Source organism: Polaribacter sp. BM10 (genome assembly GCF_002005425.1).
Taxonomy (GTDB): Bacteria; Bacteroidota; Bacteroidia; order Flavobacteriales; family Flavobacteriaceae; genus Polaribacter; species Polaribacter marinaquae.
Map to the genome: position 1 here is coordinate 2,400,892 of NZ_CP019704.1, position 18,481 is coordinate 2,419,372.

At 30.9% G+C, this 18,481-nt stretch carries 15 protein-coding genes; 12 read left to right on the plus strand and 3 right to left on the minus strand.

Annotated features, from left to right (window positions below; genetic code table 11):
* The first annotated feature begins 110 nt into the window (after nt 1-110).
* Nucleotides 111-2,489 carry an outer membrane beta-barrel family protein gene (locus BXQ17_RS10550; RefSeq protein WP_077810613.1) on the plus strand — a complete coding sequence of 793 codons (2,379 nt, stop codon included), beginning with the start codon at nt 111-113 and terminating at the stop codon, nt 2,487-2,489.
* Nucleotides 2,490-2,542: 53 nt separating this feature from the next.
* Here the strand turns inward: BXQ17_RS10550 and thiL are convergent, their stop codons facing one another.
* Nucleotides 2,543-3,592 carry a thiamine-phosphate kinase gene (thiL, locus tag BXQ17_RS10555; protein WP_077810614.1) on the minus strand — a complete coding sequence of 350 codons (1,050 nt, stop codon included), beginning with the start codon at nt 3,590-3,592 and terminating at the stop codon, nt 2,543-2,545.
* A gap of 157 nt (nt 3,593-3,749) precedes the next feature.
* On the opposite strand from thiL, the gene BXQ17_RS10560 reads away from it, so the two are divergent.
* From BXQ17_RS10560 to BXQ17_RS10600, 9 genes are all read left to right on the plus strand, one after another.
* Entirely contained in the window at nt 3,750-4,967 is a 1,218-nt protein-coding gene (locus BXQ17_RS10560) for a choice-of-anchor B family protein (protein WP_077810615.1), read from the plus strand.
* Nucleotides 4,968-6,287, plus strand: a complete 1,320-nt coding sequence (locus BXQ17_RS10565) for a hypothetical protein (protein ID WP_077810616.1) — start codon at nt 4,968-4,970, stop codon at nt 6,285-6,287.
* Nucleotides 6,284-7,036, plus strand: a complete 753-nt coding sequence (locus BXQ17_RS10570; RefSeq protein WP_254712371.1) for an MbnP family protein — start codon at nt 6,284-6,286, stop codon at nt 7,034-7,036. The genes BXQ17_RS10565 and BXQ17_RS10570 overlap by 4 nt, the downstream gene beginning before the upstream one ends.
* A 4-nt stretch (nt 7,037-7,040) precedes the next feature.
* The gene (locus BXQ17_RS10575; protein ID WP_368348238.1) at nt 7,041-8,099 is read left to right on the plus strand and encodes a cytochrome-c peroxidase; all 1,059 of its coding nucleotides are present in this window, start codon (nt 7,041-7,043) and stop codon (nt 8,097-8,099) included.
* A 106-nt stretch (nt 8,100-8,205) separates the two neighbouring features.
* Entirely contained in the window at nt 8,206-8,535 is a 330-nt protein-coding gene (locus BXQ17_RS10580) for an iron-sulfur cluster assembly accessory protein (protein ID WP_077810618.1), read from the plus strand.
* A 13-nt stretch (nt 8,536-8,548) separates the two neighbouring features.
* Entirely contained in the window at nt 8,549-9,997 is a 1,449-nt protein-coding gene (sufB, locus tag BXQ17_RS10585; protein WP_077810619.1) for a Fe-S cluster assembly protein SufB, read from the plus strand.
* Nucleotides 9,998-10,078: 81 nt separating this feature from the next.
* On the plus strand, nt 10,079-10,828 hold the full coding sequence (sufC, locus tag BXQ17_RS10590) for a Fe-S cluster assembly ATPase SufC (protein ID WP_077810620.1): 750 nt from the start codon (nt 10,079-10,081) through the stop codon (nt 10,826-10,828).
* Between the two features lie 68 nt (nt 10,829-10,896).
* On the plus strand, nt 10,897-12,210 hold the full coding sequence (sufD, locus tag BXQ17_RS10595) for a Fe-S cluster assembly protein SufD (RefSeq protein WP_077810621.1): 1,314 nt from the start codon (nt 10,897-10,899) through the stop codon (nt 12,208-12,210).
* Nucleotides 12,211-12,301: 91 nt separating this feature from the next.
* Complete coding sequence (locus BXQ17_RS10600) at nt 12,302-12,505, plus strand: hypothetical protein (RefSeq protein WP_077810622.1); 204 nt, start codon at nt 12,302-12,304, stop codon at nt 12,503-12,505.
* Between the two features lie 49 nt (nt 12,506-12,554).
* Here BXQ17_RS10600 and BXQ17_RS10605 read toward each other — a convergent pair whose 3' ends face one another.
* A complete protein-coding gene (locus BXQ17_RS10605; protein ID WP_077810623.1) occupies nt 12,555-13,874 on the minus strand; it encodes a serine hydrolase in 1,320 nt (439 codons plus the stop codon).
* 235 nt (nt 13,875-14,109) lie between these two features.
* Here BXQ17_RS10605 and BXQ17_RS10610 point away from each other — a divergent pair, with 235 nt between their 5' ends.
* Both BXQ17_RS10610 and BXQ17_RS10615 read left to right on the plus strand, forming a co-directional pair.
* Nucleotides 14,110-15,324 carry an aminotransferase class V-fold PLP-dependent enzyme gene (locus BXQ17_RS10610; RefSeq protein ID WP_077810624.1) on the plus strand — a complete coding sequence of 405 codons (1,215 nt, stop codon included), beginning with the start codon at nt 14,110-14,112 and terminating at the stop codon, nt 15,322-15,324.
* 216 nt (nt 15,325-15,540) lie between these two features.
* Nucleotides 15,541-16,614 carry a zinc metalloprotease gene (locus BXQ17_RS10615; RefSeq protein WP_187661398.1) on the plus strand — a complete coding sequence of 358 codons (1,074 nt, stop codon included), beginning with the start codon at nt 15,541-15,543 and terminating at the stop codon, nt 16,612-16,614.
* 265 nt (nt 16,615-16,879) lie between these two features.
* Here the strand turns inward: BXQ17_RS10615 and BXQ17_RS10620 are convergent, their stop codons facing one another.
* Nucleotides 16,880-18,466, minus strand: a complete 1,587-nt coding sequence (locus BXQ17_RS10620; RefSeq protein ID WP_077810625.1) for a G-D-S-L family lipolytic protein — start codon at nt 18,464-18,466, stop codon at nt 16,880-16,882.
* Nucleotides 18,467-18,481 lie beyond the last annotated feature (15 nt).

An 18,481-nucleotide genomic window follows, 5' to 3' on the forward strand; every position in this document is an offset into this window, starting at 1 on the left:
TTCAAAATAAAGTCGAACCAATTTCTTATCTAGAAATTAGTTCGACTTTGTGTTTTCGGTCGCACAAAATTGTTTTCAATGGCACATTTGTATCATCAAACATAAATACCATGAAAACAAAAACGTTACAAATTTTAATTGCATTATTTTTTACAGGAATCTTAACTGCACAAACTGTTACAGGTAAAGTAGCAGACAATTTAGATGTTATTCCGTTTGCAAACGTAATTTTAAAAGATAATCAGCAAAAAATAATAACTGGTGCAACCACAAAAAACGATGGAACTTTCGAGTTAAAAACAAACCAAGGAAATTATATTTTAGAAATTAGCTTTCTAGGATATAAAACGTTTTCAAAAACAATAAATATTAAAGGCAATCTTAACTTAGGAACACTAATATTAAGAGAAAATACAGAAGCTTTAGATGAAATTGTGGTAAAAACAGAAAAAAGAGTTTTAGAAAGAAAAATAGACAGATTGGTTTTTAATGTAGAAAAAAGTATTGCTGCAACTGGTGGTAACGGCGTTGATGTTTTAAGGATAACTCCTGGTGTACAATTACAAAACAACACCTTATCTATTTTGGGTAAAGGTGCTACTCAGATACTAATTAACGGAAGATTGTCTCCTTTGGCAGGCGATGAATTGGTGGCCTTTTTAAGCGGATTATCTGCTAGTGATATTATAAAAATTGAAGTAATTACAAATCCGCCAGCAAAATATGATGCCTCTGGAAATGGAGGTTTAATCAATATTATTTTAAAAAAAGGCACCCAAAATTCTTGGAAAAATGCAACTACCATTTCTTACAATCAAAACAAATATAATTTTACAACAATTACCAATAATTTTTTCTACAACAAAAACAAAGTTTCATTATCAGCAAGTATCAATGCAAACAAAGGTAATTTTGAAAATTTAGAAGGTTTAGTTATAGAATATCCAACCAATCTTTGGGATATTGATATTGCAGGAAAACAACAAACAGACCAACTTTCTGGACGCTTTTTGTTAGATTATGCCTTGTCTGATAAGACTACTTTAGGCGTGCAATATTTAGGAAATACAACACAACCAAATATAGATGCTGTAACTACCTCAACTATTTTTGATACCGATAATAATTTAGAAAGAAGTTTAAAAAACGTAGCGCAAAATGAGGTGGATAACAATAATCATTCTGTTAATTTTCATTTGATTTCAAAACTAGACACTTTAGGCAAACAACTTTCTTTTGATGCAGATTATTTTACATTTACTTCGGATAGAAATCTAGATTTTACTACAGAACAATTTGATGTTGTAAGAAATTCTCAAGATATAAGTTCATCAGCTTTAAACATTTCAAATCAAAAAATAGACAATTTTAGTTCTCAATTAGATATAGATTTACCACTTAAAAAAGTAAATCTTTCTTACGGATTTAAAGCAAGTTTTACCAATACAAATAGTGGAGTTTTATTTTTCGACAAACTTTCTGGAACCCCAATTTTAGATCCAAACCAATCTACCAATTTTAAATATAAAGAAAATGTTTTAGCTGCTTATTTTTCTGGAAACACAAAATTAAACAACAAATTAACTATGCAATTTGGTTTGCGTTTTGAAGATACAAAGACAACAGGAATAAGTGATGATTTAAATCAAGAAAACAACAATAAATACAATAAGTTTTTTCCAACCTTGTTTTTATCGTATGCTAAAAACGACAACAATAATTTCAATTTTTCTTACGGAAAAAGGATAAACAGGCCTAATTTTAGAGATTTAAATCCGTTTCGTTTTTACATTAATGACAATAGTTACAGTGTTGGTAATCCCTTTTTACAGCCTTCTTTTTCAGATAATTTTGAAATTTCTCATTTATACAAAAACAATTGGAATACCGGTTTTTCTGTAAATATTACTACAGATGGTTTTGGAATATTTTTTAACACAGACATTACCAATCAAGATCAAATTGTAACTAGAGAAAACTACTTTAAAAAATACACCTATCAAATCCAAGAAAGTTTTTCTTTTAGCCCAATTTCTTGGTGGAAAAGCCAAAATGATGTAAGAATGTTGGTACATATTACAGAATTAACCAAAAATATTGATGCAGAAGTAAATAATGGAGTTCAGTTTTACGCAGAGTCTAACCATACGTTTTCGTTAAGTAACAACACAAAATTACAGGCCAATGCTTGGTATAGTTCTTTTCATAATGATGGTTTGTTTAGTCTTGGAGAAATGTTCAATTTATCGCTTGGGCTGCAACACAGCTTTAAAAACAACATTAAATTATCTATGTTATTTAATGATGTCTTAAACACAGGTAGTTTAAGAGATTACAATTCTACTGTACATAATATCGATCAAAGTTACCGTCAAAATGCGAGTTCTAGAAATTTTAGAATCTCTCTTTCGTATAACTTCGGCAACAAAAAAATAAACGTAAAAAACAGAGTTTTTAGTAATAATAATGAGCAAAGAAGAAGTAATTAAAACAAAAAAGGCACAAATTTTAAATTTGTGCCTTTTTGTTTTATAAAATATTTTTATTCTCCTTTTAAAGGATTCCAGCCTTGGGCTTTTAATTCAATTTCTTGATTTGCTCTTGTTACAAGATTTAAACCTTGATTTTCTGCAATGATATGACCAACAATAGAAAAATTAGGATTTCCTTTTATCTTATCAAAATCTGCAATTGGTACTGTAAAAAGCAGCTCATAATCTTCACCTCCACTTAAAGCAACCATTGTAGAATCTAGTTCAAATTCTTCGCAAGCAGAAATAACTTGAGGATCTAAAGGTAACTTGTCTTCATAAATCTTACATCCAACTTTAGACTGTGAACAAATGTGCATAATTTCAGATGAAAGTCCATCAGAAATATCGATCATAGCAGTAGGTTTTACTTCTAATTCTTTTAAAATACCAGCAACATCTTTACGTGCTTCTGGTTTTAATTGTCTTTCAATTAAATAGGTATAATTATCTAAATCTGGTTGGTTGTTAGGATCTACTTTAAAAACTTGCTTTTCTCTTTCTAAAACTTGCAAACCTAAATATGCAGCACCTAAATCGCCAGAAACAACTATTAAATCGGTTTCTTTAGCGCCATTTCTATACACAACATCCTCTTTTTTTGCTTTACCAATAGCTGTTACAGAAATTAAAATTCCTTTGGTAGAAGATGTAGTGTCGCCACCAATTAAATCTACTTTATAAGTATCGCATGCAAGCTGAATACCTGCATAAAACTCTTCTATTGCTTCTAAAGGAAAACGGTTAGAAACTGCGATAGAAACTGTTACTTGCTCTGCAACACCATTCATTGCATACACATCAGATAAATTAACCATAATTGCCTTATAACCCAAGTGTTTAAGAGGCATATAACTTAAATCAAAATGCACACCTTCTATCAACAAATCTGTAGTAACTAAAGTTTGTTTTTCTGATGCATCTAAAACAGCAGCATCGTCTCCGATTGCTTTTACTGTTGTGGCATTTTCTACTTTAAAATATTTTGTAATATGGTTTATTAAACCAAACTCACCAAGTTCGGCTAATGATGTTTTTTGGGTATTTTTATCTTCTAACATGCTGCAAAGATACTTACATTCTTAAAAATTACAGAGTTCCTTTAACAGAGAAGTAAAAATAAAAGCACTATTTTTGATTTTGTACTTTTTATGTACTAAAAAATAATAATTACGTTATACTAATTAAAGCAGGTTTTTACTTGATAAATATTTAAAAATGATAAAAAAAACTTTTTTCATATTCGTTTTAATTATAGTTAGTTGTTCTAAAAAAGAGGTTGTAAATCAAGTTAAACAAACCATTATAAATCCTATTGCAAAATGTGAAGACGGTTTTGCAGGCGAATTTCCTTGCAACGATTACGATTTACTTACACACATTACTTTAGATGAAATTGCAGGCGAAAACACACAAGGTAACGACTCTTGGGGTTGGGTAGATCCTGTAACAAACAACGAATATGCTATTGTTTGTACCAATAAAGGAACTTCGTTTATAGATATTACCAATCCGGCAGATGCAAAAATTATTGGTTTTTTAAAAACTAGAACAGAAAACAGTCTTTGGCGAGATGTAAAAGTTTATAACGATTTTGCATTTATTGTTAGTGAAGCAGACAATCACGGAATGCAAATTTTTAACCTAAATAACCTAAGAGGTTTGGTTAACATTCCGGTAGAATTTTCAGCAGACAAAGATTTTACTTCTTTTGGTAGCGCACATAATATTGTTATTAATGAAGATACAGGTTATGCATATCCTGTTGGTACTTCTAGAAGTGCAACGTATAAAGGTGGCCCTTTGTTTATCAATATTAACAATCCTTTTAAGCCAGTAAACGAAGGTGGTTTCGAAGATTATGCTCACGACGCGCAAGCCGTAACCTATAACGGCCCAGATTCTGATTATTCTGGAAGAGAAATATTAATAGGAAGTAACGAAACTGAAGTTGTAATTGCAGATGTTACAGACAAACAAAATCCTGTTAAAATATCTTCTATTAGTTATTCTAATATTGGATACACACACCAAGGTTGGTTTACAGAAGACTTTAGATATTTTATTTTAGGAGACGAACTAGATGAAAGAGACAAAGGCTTAAATACAAGAACTATTGTTTTCGATTTTACAGATTTAGACAACCCAAAACATCATTTCGATTATTCTGGCCCAACAGCAGCTATAGATCACAACGGTTATGTAAAAGACAATTTATTTTTTCAAGCAAGTTATACCGCAGGTGTTAGAATAATAGATATTTCTAATATCGATGCAAAAAGCTTTACAGAAGTCGGTTTTTTTGATACCTATCCAGAAAACGACAATACTGCATTTAATGGAGCCTGGAACGTATATCCGTATTTACCATCTGGCAACATCATTATCAGCGATATTAACAGAGGTTTATTTGTTATCAGAAAAAGTAAAACTTAAATGAAAAAAATCTGTCTATTATATTGCTTTTTACTTTTTTTAAATTGCTCTGAAAAAGACGGACTGTTTATTAACGATAATATTGTTGTAAACAACACAAGCATTACAACAATTGGCGGTGCAAATAACGACGCTTTTACCGCTGTAGAAAAAACAGCTGATGGTGGTTTTATTGCCGCAGGTTATACGCAAAGTAATAATCTAGATATTACAGATAAATCTAACACTTCATTCGATTTTTTTATCTCTAAATTTTCTTCGGATAATCAACTAGAATGGCAAAAAACATTTGGTGGTTCTGATGATGATAGAGCTGCCGATATTATAGAAACAAAAAACGGAGAATTTGCTATTCTAGGTTATTCTAAAAGTAACGATTTAGATGTTTCTGTAAATGCTGGTTCTCAAGATTTTTGGTTTATAAAACTATCAAGTTCTGGCATTTTAATATCAGAAAAAAGCTTTGGATATTTAGGTTTAGATTACGGCACAACTCTTTTAGAAACAAAAGATAACGGATTCTTAATTACTGGTGTTTTAGACATTACAGCATCTAACGGACAAGGAAATGCAAAAACCAACGCTATAAAGCATGCTGGCGGAGATTATTGGGCAATTAAAACAGATAATTCTGGTAATTTACTTTGGAGTAAATATTTTGGTGGTAGCTTTACAGATACTCCGTTAGGAGTAGTCGAAACCGATGCTAATGATTTTATAATTGTGGGATCTAGCGATAGCAACGATTTTAATATTTCTGATAACAAAGGAACTTATGATTTTTGGGTTGTTAAAATATCTAATTCTGGCAATCTTATTTGGGAAAAAAGTTTTGGAGGCTCAGAAATAGATGAAGCAAGAGCAATCACTACAACCAATGATGGTAATTTTATAATTGTTGGAGACACTAGAAGTAATGACAAAGATGTTTCTACAAATAACGGTGCAGCAGATATTTGGGTTCTTAAAATTTCTACAGATGGTAATCTTATTTGGAAAAAAACAATTGGCGCAACAAATTTTGATGTAGCCAGAGCAATTACAAAAACCAAAGACAACGGTTTTTTAATTGCAGGAAGCTCTAGAAGTTTAGATAACGGTTTTGAAAACAAAGGGCAAAATGATGCGCTAATTATAAAAATAAATAATACCGGCGAATTACTTTGGCAACAAACCTTTGGCGGTTCTAAAATCGATTTTTTATATGATATTACAGTATTAAATAATACTAGTATTATTGCTGTTGGCGAGTCGAATAGTTTTGATAAAGACATACCAAAAAACAAAGGTTTTACAGACGCACTAATAATTAAATTATGATAAAAAGAATTACTTACTTAGTATTAGTTTCTGTACTATTTTTAACAGGTTGTAAAGACGAAAAAGATTGTTGTGTTTTTCCTGAAGAGATCATAACAACCCTAAACTTTACGCACAACTGGAACGGTAGAGAAATTACAAATCAAGAATTAAACGAACTTAAATTTACTACAGAAAACGGAGAAATAATAAGTATCGAAAGGCTGCGTTATTTAATTTCAAATCTAAGTTTAGTTGGTGGCGACAATCAGTTTTTAATAGACTTCGGCGAAAATTCTGGCACAAATATTTCTTTAACAGATATTTCACCTGGTACTTACAATCTTAAATTTACATTTGGCTTAAAAAACATAGACAATAAAGATGGTGAATATCAATTATTAAATTCTGTACACTTTAATGTTCCGGCAATGCTTGGTGGTGGTTATCATTACATGCAATTTGATGGTAAATTTTTAAATAATAATGATGAAGAAACTGGTTTTAATTTTCATGCAATAAGGGCTGTTGACAGAACAAACCCAAACGATTTAAAATTTGAAGACACTTCTTTTGAAGTAGATTTGGGCACTGTAGAAATTGTAAAAAACACAACTATAGAAATTAAAATGGATGTTTCAGAATGGTTTAAAAACCCAAATACATGGAATTTAAATGAACTACACACCGTTTTAATGCCAAATTTTGAAGCTCAAAAAATGATAAGCAAAAATGGTAAATCTGTGTTTACTTTAGGCAAAATAAATTAGCAAAATGAAAACCTATTTCGTGTACTATTTTTCTTTTTTACTTTTGATGAATTGCGAATCTAAAGAAGAAGATTTATATACACCGATTGCATATAATTTAGAAATACCAGAGCTTTTTTCTGATAAATTAATTGCTCCTATAATCCCTGTAGACAATTCGTTAACAATAGAAGGTGTTGCTTTAGGTAAAAAACTTTTTTTTGATAAGATACTTTCGAGAGATAATTCACAATCTTGTGCTACTTGCCATAACCCAGCAAAAGCTTTTACAGATAACAAACAATTTAGTAGAGGTGTAAGTGGTAATTTTGGCAAAAGAAATACAATGCCGCTATTTAATTTAGCATGGAATTTTGATGAACTTTTTGCCTGGGATGGTAAAGAATTTGGCTTAGAAACTCAAGCTTTAGAACCAGTTACAAACCCTATAGAAATGCACGCTAACTGGGTTAATATTGCAGAAAAATTAAATCAAAACAAAACCTATAGAAATTTGTTTTTGCAAGCTTTTGGTTCAGAAAAAATAGATTCTACTCTTGTTACCAAAGCAATTGCTCAATTTGAAAGAACATTGATTTCTGGCAATTCTAAATTTGATAAATACTTAAAAGGTGAAGCCACATTAACAGAAAGCGAAACAAATGGTTTTAATGTTTTTATGGATGAAGAAAGAGGTGATTGTTTTCATTGCCACGGTAGTAATAACAACCCGCTATGGACAGATAATAAATTCCATAACAATGGTTTAGATACAAATTTTACTGATTTAGGCTTAGGTAAAATCACCGGAGACCCTAATGATAACGGTAAATTTAAATCTCCGTCTATCAGAAATTTAGCATTTACCGCACCTTATATGCACGATGGTAGATTTACAACTTTAGACGAAGTTATCAATCATTATTCAGAAGGGTTAAAAAGATCTTCTACAATAGATCCATTAATGAAAAAAATTAACCAAGGTGGCGTTAATTTAACAACCAAAGACAAAGCAGACTTAAAGGCTTTTTTACTTACATTAACAGACTACGAATTTGTTAACAATCCTACCTTTCAAAAATAATCAATAAAACCAATTGGTTTATTAGGTTTCATAATACAACTTCTTCGTTTTTCTTCTAGTTATATTGTATATTTGCAGACAGTTTAGATTTAATCTATTTAAAATTATGATAAAAGTTTCAGACTCAGCAAAAAAGAAAGTCGTAGAACTAATGACAGACGACGGCTTTAATGCAGCAACAGACTATATAAGAGTTGGTGTAAAAAGTGGTGGTTGTTCGGGTTTATCTTACGATTTAACTTTTGATAATAAAAAAGAAGAAAACGATAAAGTTTTTGAAGAGAATGACGTTAAAATTATTGTCGACAAAAAAAGCTTTTTATATTTAGTAGGAACTACTCTAGAATATTCTGGTGGTTTAAACGGAAAAGGGTTTGTTTTTAACAATCCTAACGCAAATAGAACTTGCGGTTGTGGAGAAAGTTTTTCACTTTAAAATTTAGAAAAAGATGTCAAAGTATACCGAAGAAGATTTAGAACAAGAATTAAAAACCCAAGAATATAAGTATGGGTTTTATACAAATATAGAAAGCGATACATTTCCGGTTGGTTTAAATGAAGATGTTGTTCGTGCAATCTCAAAAAAGAAAAATGAGCCAGAATGGATGACCGAATGGCGATTAGAAGCTTTTAGAGTTTGGGAACAAATGGAAGAACCAGAATGGGCTAATGTAAATTACGAAAAACCAAATTTTCAAGACATTGCATACTATTCTGCACCAAAAAAGAAACCAAAATTAAACTCTTTAGACGAGGTTGACCCAGAGTTGTTAGACACTTTTAAGCGTTTAGGAATCTCTTTAGATGAACAAAAGAAACTAGCTAACGTTGCAGTAGATATTGTAATGGATTCTGTTTCTGTAGCTACAACTTTTAAAGAAACTCTTGCAGAAAAAGGAATTATTTTTATGCCAATTTCTGAAGCAATACAAGAGCATCCAGAATTAGTTAAAAAATATTTAGGTACTGTTGTACCAACTAAAGATAATTTTTACGCAGCATTAAATTCGGCTGTTTTTTCTGATGGATCTTTCTGCTACATTCCTAAAGGTGTAAAATGCCCTATGGAATTGTCTACGTATTTTAGAATTAACGAAGGCGGAACAGGACAATTTGAAAGAACCTTAGTTGTTGCAGATGCTGGTAGTTATGTTTCTTATTTAGAAGGATGTACAGCGCCAAGTAGAGATGAAAACCAATTGCATGCAGCTGTTGTAGAATTAATTGCAATGGATGATGCAGAAATTAAATACTCTACAGTGCAAAACTGGTATCCTGGTAATAAAGAAGGTAAAGGTGGTGTTTACAATTTTGTAACCAAAAGAGGTTTGTGTGAAACAAATGCAAAAATCTCTTGGACACAAGTAGAAACTGGTTCTGCAGTTACTTGGAAATATCCTTCTTGTGTATTAAAAGGAAACAATTCTGTAGGCGAATTTTATTCGATTGCAGTAACAAACAACCATCAACAAGCAGATACTGGTACAAAAATGATTCACTTAGGTAAAAACACTAAGTCTACAATTATTTCTAAAGGTATATCTGCAGGAAAATCTCAAAACTCTTATAGAGGTTTAGTACAGATAAATTCAAGAGCAGAAAACGCTCGTAATTTCTCTCAGTGCGATTCTTTATTAATGGGTAACGAATGTGGTGCACACACTTTTCCTTATATAGAAACTAAAAACAAATCTGCACAAATAGAACACGAGGCTACAACTAGTAAAATTGGTGAAGACCAATTATTTTACTGTAACCAACGTGGTATCGATACAGAAAAAGCAATTGCTTTAATTGTAAACGGATTTAGTAAAGAGGTTTTAAACAAATTACCAATGGAATTTGCTGTTGAAGCTCAAAAATTACTAGAAATTTCTTTAGAAGGAAGTGTTGGTTAATCAATAACAACCAATCACAAAATATATAATTATAAAAATAATGCCGATAGCATAAAGCTAAAAGCCAATAGCATAAATAAGATGTTAAAAATAGAAAATTTACAAGCAAGTATAGACGATAAATCAATTTTAAAAGGATTGAATTTAGAAGTAAAAGCAGGAGAAGTTCACGCAATTATGGGACCAAACGGTGCAGGAAAAAGTACTTTGGCTAATATTATTGCAGGTAAAGAAGACTATGAAGTTACTAATGGTTCTATCGAATTAGATGGTGAAGATATTAGTGAACTTGCGCCAGAAGAAAGAGCACATAATGGTGTGTTTTTATCTTTTCAATATCCAGTAGAAATTCCTGGTGTTTCTGTTACAAACTTTATAAAAACAGCTATTAACGAAACAAGAAAAGCAAAAGGTTTAGAAGACATGCCTGCAAAAGACATGTTAAAAATGATTCGTGAGAAATCTGAATTATTAGAAATAGATCGTAAATTTTTATCTCGTTCTTTAAACGAAGGTTTTTCTGGAGGAGAAAAGAAACGTAACGAAATCTTTCAAATGGCAATGTTAGAGCCAAAATTAGCCATCTTAGATGAAACAGATTCTGGTTTAGATATTGATGCTTTGCGTATTGTTGCTAACGGTGTAAATAAATTAAAATCTAAAGATAACGCGGTAATTGTTATTACACACTACCAACGTTTATTAGATTATATCGTACCAGATTTTGTACACGTTTTACACGACGGTAAAATTGTAAAAAGTGGCGATGCTTCTTTAGCGTTAGAGTTAGAAGCAAAAGGTTACGATTGGATTAAACAAGAATTGGTGTAAATAAGTTTACAGTAGCAGTATTCAGTTTAAAAACTGCATACTGAAACTAAAAACTGAAAACTGAAAAAATGGAATTAAAAGATAAATTATTATCATCGTATGTAGCTTTTGAAAATAAAGTTGATACAGATTCAGATATTCACGATATTAGGTCGAAAGCGCTTCAAACATTCGAAGAGTTAGGTTTTCCTACAAAAAAACTAGAAGCTTGGAAATATACTTCTTTAAACTCTGTTTTAAAGCAAGATTACAGCTTGTTTCCTAATAAAGATAATGCAATTCAATTATCTGATGTTAAGAAGTATTTTATACACGATATAGATGCTTACAAACTTGTTTTTATAGACGGTAAATACAGTTCTTTTTTATCTGAAACTACACACGATACTTTTGATGTTTGTTTAATGTCTGCGGCTTTAAATAAACCAAAATACAAAACTGTAATAGATAATTATTTTAACAAAATTGCAAAAGAAGACAATTTAACTTCTTTAAATACTGCTTTTGCTAACGAAGGTGCTTACATCTATATTCCTAAAAATGTAGAAGTAGAAAAACCTATTCAAATTATAAATTTTACAACAGGTACAGAAGCTGCTACCATGCTACAACCAAGAAATTTAATTGTAGCAGAGCAAAATGCACATGTTCAAATTATAGAGCGTCATCAAAGTTTAACTTCTAACCCAGTTTTAACAAATTCGGTTACAGAAGTTTACGCAGCAAAAGATGCAACTGTAGATATTTATAAAATTCAGAATGATGATTTAAACGCATCTTTAGTAGACAATTCTTATATAGAACAAAAATCTAATTCTGTTGTTTCTGTGCATACATTTTCTTTTGGTGGAAACATTACTAGAAATAACTTAAACTTTTTTCAGAGAGGAGAACATATAGATTCTATCTTAAAAGGAATTACTATTTTAGAAGGTAAACAACACGTAGATCATCATACATTGGTACATCATATAGAACCTAATTGCGAGTCTCATCAAGATTACAAAGGTATTTATGATGAAAGATCTACAGGAGTTTTCAACGGAAAAGTAATTGTTAATAAAGAAGCTCAAAAAACTAATGCTTATCAACAAAATAATAATGTTTTAGTAAGTGATAAAGCTACAATTAACGCTAAACCTCAGCTAGAAATTTTTGCAGATGATGTTAAGTGTTCTCATGGTTGTACAATTGGTCAATTAGATGACGAAGCTTTGTTTTACATGCAACAACGTGGTATTCCTAAAAAAGAAGGAAAAGCATTATTAATGTTTGCATTTGCAAATACGGTTTTAGAAAGTGTTAAAATACCAGAAGTTAAACAACGTATTGCAAAATTAATTGCAAATAAATTAAACGTAAAAATAGGTTTCGATTTATAGTATATAAGTCAAACACTGTATCGTTTGCATTCATAATAACTTAAGTTAGTTTGTAATTTTGTAACAGACTAATCACTAAAAATTATTTATTATGAATAAAAGTATTAAAACAGTATTGTTAATTGTTGGACTTATTTTAACTATTTACGGAATCTACACAATGATTCAGCCAGAAACACAAGTTTCTATTGGAGATTTAGATTTGGTAGAAGCACAAGACAACACAAGTTCTTATATTACTATTGCTATTGGTGTTGTTGCCTTGGCGGTAGGATTAATTTCAGGAAAAAAGTAAAACATTTTTACAAAATAGATATAAAACCACTTAGAAATAAGTGGTTTTTTTATTTTACTGCAGATATAATTTCGCTTAAAAATTTATTTTCTTGAAATCCAGATAACCCAAAACGAACAACTACCAATTCTTCATCTGGTAAAATATAAACTCTTTGCCCTTGATAACCATCTGCATAATACATGTTTTTTGGTACATCTTTATAACCACCATTTGAATTTAACCAAAATTGAGCACCATAAATTCCGTTTGATGTTGGCGTTGGTGTGGTAGCATAATCTACCCAATCTTTAGTAAACAATTCTTCACCGTTCCAATTTCCATTTTTAAGGTATAAAAGCCCGAATTTTGCCCAATCTCTTGCTGTTGCCCAAGCGTATGAAGAAGCTACGTAATTTCCGGCTAAATCTGTTTCAACAATCATAGAATTCATCCCAATTTTATCTATAAAATCTGAATACCAAAAATCTAAATATTCTTGATGTGTATTAAATTGCTTTCTTAAAATTTTAGATAATAAATTAGACGTTCCAGAAGAATAATTCCAAGTTGCATTTGGTTTCCCAGCAAAAGGTTTTTCTTCTTGCATTTTTGTCATGTCTCTTTCTAAAAACAACATTTTTGTTGCATCAGAAATTTCATCATAATTCTCATCCCATTCTAAACCAGAATTCATTTGTAATAAATTATGAATCGTAATGTCTTTTCTAGCGTCTTTTTGCCAAGAATCTATTGGTGCTTTGTCTTGTATGTTTATTTTATTTTGATTCTGTAAAATACCGTAAACAGTGCTCATAATACTCTTTGTCATAGACCAACCTAAAATTCTTGAATCTTTTGTAAAACCATCAGCGTATTTTTCTGCTATTATTTGATCTTTATAAACAACAACTACGGCTCTAGAATTATCGTTTTTTCCGAAGATATTATTTACAGCATTTGTTACTTTATTATAATTTACATTTTCAAAAACAGTATCTTTTTGCTCTGCATTACCATAAGGAAATGCTGTTTTATTATCAGGTTTTAAACGAACAGGTTTTAAATAAGTAGCAGTTTCATCCTCTTTATTTAATGTTAAAACGGCACCTAAACCTTCTCTATAAATTGCTTTTCTAGTTAACAATCCAAAAGCAGATGAGGTAGCAGATTTTGAAGATGTATCTACTTTATCTGTAGCCAAATTTACAGGAGAAAAATTATTATCTGTTGTATCTGTAAACTCTAAAGTTCTTTCACCAAGATATACAGAAGATGCTGTATTTTTTGCTGAGTAGCCTGCCAAAATATTCAACTTCGGATAATTATAAATTACCACTATAATTAGTATTACTGATAATAAAAGTAGAGTTCGTTTTAGAAATTTCATAAAAAAGTAAGTTTGATTATGTAAAAATAACAAATAACAATGCTTTGGCTCTTTTAAAAGAAATAAATAATGCTACATTATCAAATAATGCAAAAGCAAATGTAATTTCCAATATTCTAAACGGAGTTGGTTTTTTAGTAAAATTGGTTTCTAAAGTTGTATAATAAGAAAATCTTATTCGCTTTTTTACAAGTTTAAAAAATCATGCTTTATCTTTGTAGTAAATATATTTTCTATGATAAATGTTGATAAAATTCGAGAAGACTTTCCAATTCTTAAAAGAACTGTACACGGAAAACCTTTAGTATATTTTGATAATGCAGCTACTTCACAAACACCACAAGTTGTAATAGATACTATTGTAGATTACTATAGTAACTACAATGCTAATATTCATAGAGGTGTACATACTTTAAGTCAAGAAGCTACCGACAAATATGAAGAAGCTAGAATTAAAATTCAGCAACATTTTAATGCAAAAAACACATACGAGATTATATTAACTTCTGGTACAACACACAGTATTAATATGATTGCCTCTGGATTTTCTGCATTGTTAGAAAAAGATGATGAAATTATCGTTTCTGCTTTAGAACATCATTCTAATATTGTGCCATGGCAAATGTTATGCGAAAAAACAGGTGCTACCTTAAAGGTAATCCCGATGTTAGAAGACGGTTCTTTAAACATGGAAACATACAATTCTTTAGTAAACCAAAAAACAAAATTGGTTTTTTGTAACCATGTTTCTAATGCTTTAGGAACTGTAAATCCTATTGAAGAAATTATTGCCAAAGCGCATCAATTTAATGCAGCTGTTTTAATTGATGGTGCACAAGCAACACCGCATATAAAACCAGATGTACAAGCTTTAGATGTTGATTTTTATGTAGCATCTGCTCATAAACTTTGTGGTCCAACAGGTGTTGGTATGTTGTATGGTAAAGAAGAATGGTTAGAAAAATTACCTCCGTATCAAGGTGGTGGAGAAATGATTGCTACAGTTTCTTTTGAAAAAACTACTTATGCTGGTTTACCTCATAAATTTGAGGCAGGTACACCAAACATTTGTGGTGGTATTGCTTTTGGAACTGCAATAGATTACATGAACTCTGTAGGTTTTAAAAATATAGCAAATTACGAAGATGAGCTGTTAAATTATGGAACAGAAGAACTGTTAAAGATAGAAGGTTTAAAAATTTACGGAAAGACTTCGAATAAAACGGCTGTAATCTCTTTTAACGTAAAAGAAATTCATCCTTATGATATTGGTGCAATTTTAGATAAACTTGGCATAGCGGTAAGAACAGGCCATCATTGTGCACAACCTATTATGGATTTTTATAAAATTCCGGGCACAGTTAGAGCTTCTTTTTCTTTTTACAATACAAAAGAAGAAATAGATGTTTTTGTTAACGGAGTAAAAAGAGCGGTTAGAATGCTTTCTTAAAAAAAGATATTTATTAAAAATTAAAAAGGCTGAGAATTTACATTCTCAGCCTTTTTAATTTAAAAATTTTGTTATCCAATTAATAAACCTATATTAGCAATGTTAATAAATTAACTTATTTAATAAAAATTTGATAATTTTTTTTAAATTAAAATACAAATAACATAATTTATTAACATAGTTTAACAATTATTAAAACCTCCAAAAACTAGAGAAATGATTAAAAAAGGATTATTAGGATTATTAATTGCAGCAGGTACTTTTATGGGATGCCAAGAAAATGACCCAGAAGTAGCTTTAGATCAACAATCAAAAGTAGACATGAGTGACTTTTATGTTCATACAGACGAATATGAAGCAAAAGGTACTTCAAAAAAACAAAAACAATGCTACTCTATGCAAGTATTAAACAGGCAATTAAATGAAATACCTGGTCTATACAAAAAAATGTATGATGTAGAATACGCAACAAGAAAGTTTATAAACGCAAAAGGTAAACCTGTAAAAGGAGGCGGATCAAATGGTGGCGATGGAAATTCTTCAGATGTAGATGTTACACCTATCAATGATAATTTGGGCATTATAAACATTCCTGTGTATGTTCATATTGTTTATAGTAACTCAAATCAAAATATAAGTAATGCTCAAGTTACTTCTCAAATTAATGTTTTAAATCAAGATTTTAGAAAAGCAAATTCTGATTTAAATTTACCTTCTGGATCTACATTTGAAAATGATGCAACAGATGCTGGAATAGAATTTACTTTAGCAGGAACATTTAGATATGCTAACTCTAACACTGCTTGGGGTACAAATAACGCTGTAAAAAGCGCTTACCCTCCTATTACACCAAACACACATTTAAACATTTGGGTAGCAGAAATTGGTGGTGGAATTTTAGGATACGCTCAATTTCCTGGAGGAAACTCTGCTACAGATGGTGTTGTAATTTCACCTCAATACTTCGGTACAACAGGATATGTTTCTGCTCCTTTTAATAAAGGTAGAACAGGAACACATGAAGTTGGTCATTACTTAAACTTACGTCATATTTGGGGAGACGGTAGATGTCGTCAAGATGATTTTGTTGTAGATACACCTAGTTCTGATGGACCAAATTATGGGTGTCCAACCTTTCCTACTGTAAACTGTAAAACAACAGATATGACAATGAACTACATGGATTATACTGATGATGCTTGTATGTACATGTTTACAGACGGTCAAAGAAATAGAATGAGAGCATTATTTAATAATGGTGGTGCTAGAGCTTCTTTAATCGGTAACTAATACAAACTTTAATATCATAAAAAAGACGGCTTCATAGTCGTCTTTTTTTATTAAATAAACTTGATTAAGCAACCTAAAACAAAAGCCATCATTATTCACTGTCATCTTATGTAAAACTATTTAAATAAAGCCTAAAAAGACTATTATAAACTAAATAAAATCACTCTGTAGAAAACTAATGAATAATTGAACCTAAAACTTTCGGATATTAAAAAAGGCTGAGAATTAAAATTCTCAGCCTTTTTTATAATATCTATTCTGCTATTTATTTTAAAGTAGGAGAATAGTTTGTTGGGAAATCATCTGCTTTTGCTAAACCATCTGTAGCAACAGTAAAATTACTACCATAAGTAGCATCTATTGCCGCTAAAACTTTATTAGCCATTAAAGCATAACCTCTACCAGTTAAATGAATACCATCTAAACTAACTAAACCACCTGTAACTAAAGAAGGTGTTAATGTATATCTATCAAACTTAATACCACCAGCTGCTTCACTTAAAATTGCATTTAAGTCTACTAAACCTAAACCTTTTGCAGAAGCAACACTTGTAATTGTAGCATTATAACCGTCTGTAGCTGTTTTTATTTCTAATTGTTCTTGCGGAGTTAACACCCATTTATCACCTAAAGGAAGCGTAACACCTTCTGCAGAAAATTGACCGGCTAAAGTAGCTGGTAAAAGACCGTTACTTTGAGCTATTAAAGCACCAGCAGCTGTCATATTAACTGTACCAATTACAGAACTACTTGGTAATACAAATAAATCTGCAGATGTTGCAGCTCTAGCTTGTCCGTATTGCTGTCCTAATAATGAAGCAACTAAAGGAGCTGCCTGTTCTGGTAAGCCAAGAGACTGTACAAAAGGTACAAAAGTTGGGCTTGCTGCTAAAGTAGTTGTAATTGCGGCAGATAAATCTGTTGCATCTTCATCAAAAATTACAACTGCGTTTGTTTCAGTTTCAGAAAATACAATTGCACGTTCTGGTTCTCCTGCACCAACATAAATTTGGTTAACTGCACCATAAACAGAGTTTAATAAAGGTATTTGAGCCTTTAAAGTAGCATCCGAAGGATCTAAAGGATTGTAAGGAACTGTGGTAAAGTGAGGTAATAAAGTAATATCTGGTACTGTTGCTAAAACACCTTTAGCTCCGTTTGCTGTTAAAGCATTTACCATTCCGTTAAAAGAAGCATCAAAAGTTGCCGCTGGTGTAATCATATCCGATCCATCACCACCAGAAGTTGCATAACCTAAAACATCATTTCCTCCAACCTCAGATAGTGTAAAAAATGTTGGGTTCGTAGCAACTGCATCACTTAAAACAGAAGCTGAAGCGCTAGAAGCCATTCTTCCAAAATATGGATTTGCAGCACCATAACCAGGAAAAGTTAAATGAAAACTTTTTGCACCAGGAATTCCGAAATTATGAAATGAAGTTCCGCTTGCTCTAACACCTAAACTAGTTGTTGGTGTATCTGTTAATCTTGTTGGTCCTACACCGTTAAAATATAATCTTGGTGGTTGTACCGCTGTTCCTCCTAAAACAAAACCTCCAATATTATCTTCCATTAATGGTTGGTTAAAATCACCACCACCAACTACACTAAATTTTGAGGCTAATGTATTCGGAAATGAATTTTCTTGTGCTTTTATAAAAAGTGCACCGTCTGTAAAACCTGCAGTAAAAGAAGCTCCTACTGCTACATAGTTAGAAAAATCTACACCATTAGCATCAATTTGCACAACTGGTCCTGTTTCTTCTACAATTGGATCTAAATCGTTATTTACATCACAAGATGTAATACCAATTGATAAAAGTAATAATCCTATATATTTATAATTCTTCATATAATATCGTATTTT

What these genes read in the sequence shown, in the direction of transcription:
- BXQ17_RS10550 (WP_077810613.1), top strand. Translation starts at nt 111, where the DNA reads ATGAAAACAAAAACGTTACAAATTTTAATTGCATTATTTTTTACAGGA.
- thiL (WP_077810614.1), bottom strand. Translation starts at nt 3,592, where the DNA reads ATGTTAGAAGATAAAAATACCCAAAAAACATCATTAGCCGAACTTGGT.
- BXQ17_RS10560 (WP_077810615.1), top strand. Translation starts at nt 3,750, where the DNA reads ATGATAAAAAAAACTTTTTTCATATTCGTTTTAATTATAGTTAGTTGT.
- BXQ17_RS10565 (WP_077810616.1), top strand. Translation starts at nt 4,968, where the DNA reads ATGAAAAAAATCTGTCTATTATATTGCTTTTTACTTTTTTTAAATTGC.
- BXQ17_RS10570 (WP_254712371.1), top strand. Translation starts at nt 6,284, where the DNA reads ATGATAAAAAGAATTACTTACTTAGTATTAGTTTCTGTACTATTTTTA.
- BXQ17_RS10575 (WP_368348238.1), top strand. Translation starts at nt 7,041, where the DNA reads ATGAAAACCTATTTCGTGTACTATTTTTCTTTTTTACTTTTGATGAAT.
- BXQ17_RS10580 (WP_077810618.1), top strand. Translation starts at nt 8,206, where the DNA reads ATGATAAAAGTTTCAGACTCAGCAAAAAAGAAAGTCGTAGAACTAATG.
- sufB (WP_077810619.1), top strand. Translation starts at nt 8,549, where the DNA reads ATGTCAAAGTATACCGAAGAAGATTTAGAACAAGAATTAAAAACCCAA.
- sufC (WP_077810620.1), top strand. Translation starts at nt 10,079, where the DNA reads ATGTTAAAAATAGAAAATTTACAAGCAAGTATAGACGATAAATCAATT.
- sufD (WP_077810621.1), top strand. Translation starts at nt 10,897, where the DNA reads ATGGAATTAAAAGATAAATTATTATCATCGTATGTAGCTTTTGAAAAT.
- BXQ17_RS10600 (WP_077810622.1), top strand. Translation starts at nt 12,302, where the DNA reads ATGAATAAAAGTATTAAAACAGTATTGTTAATTGTTGGACTTATTTTA.
- BXQ17_RS10605 (WP_077810623.1), bottom strand. Translation starts at nt 13,874, where the DNA reads ATGAAATTTCTAAAACGAACTCTACTTTTATTATCAGTAATACTAATT.
- BXQ17_RS10610 (WP_077810624.1), top strand. Translation starts at nt 14,110, where the DNA reads ATGATAAATGTTGATAAAATTCGAGAAGACTTTCCAATTCTTAAAAGA.
- BXQ17_RS10615 (WP_187661398.1), top strand. Translation starts at nt 15,541, where the DNA reads ATGATTAAAAAAGGATTATTAGGATTATTAATTGCAGCAGGTACTTTT.
- BXQ17_RS10620 (WP_077810625.1), bottom strand. Translation starts at nt 18,466, where the DNA reads ATGAAGAATTATAAATATATAGGATTATTACTTTTATCAATTGGTATT.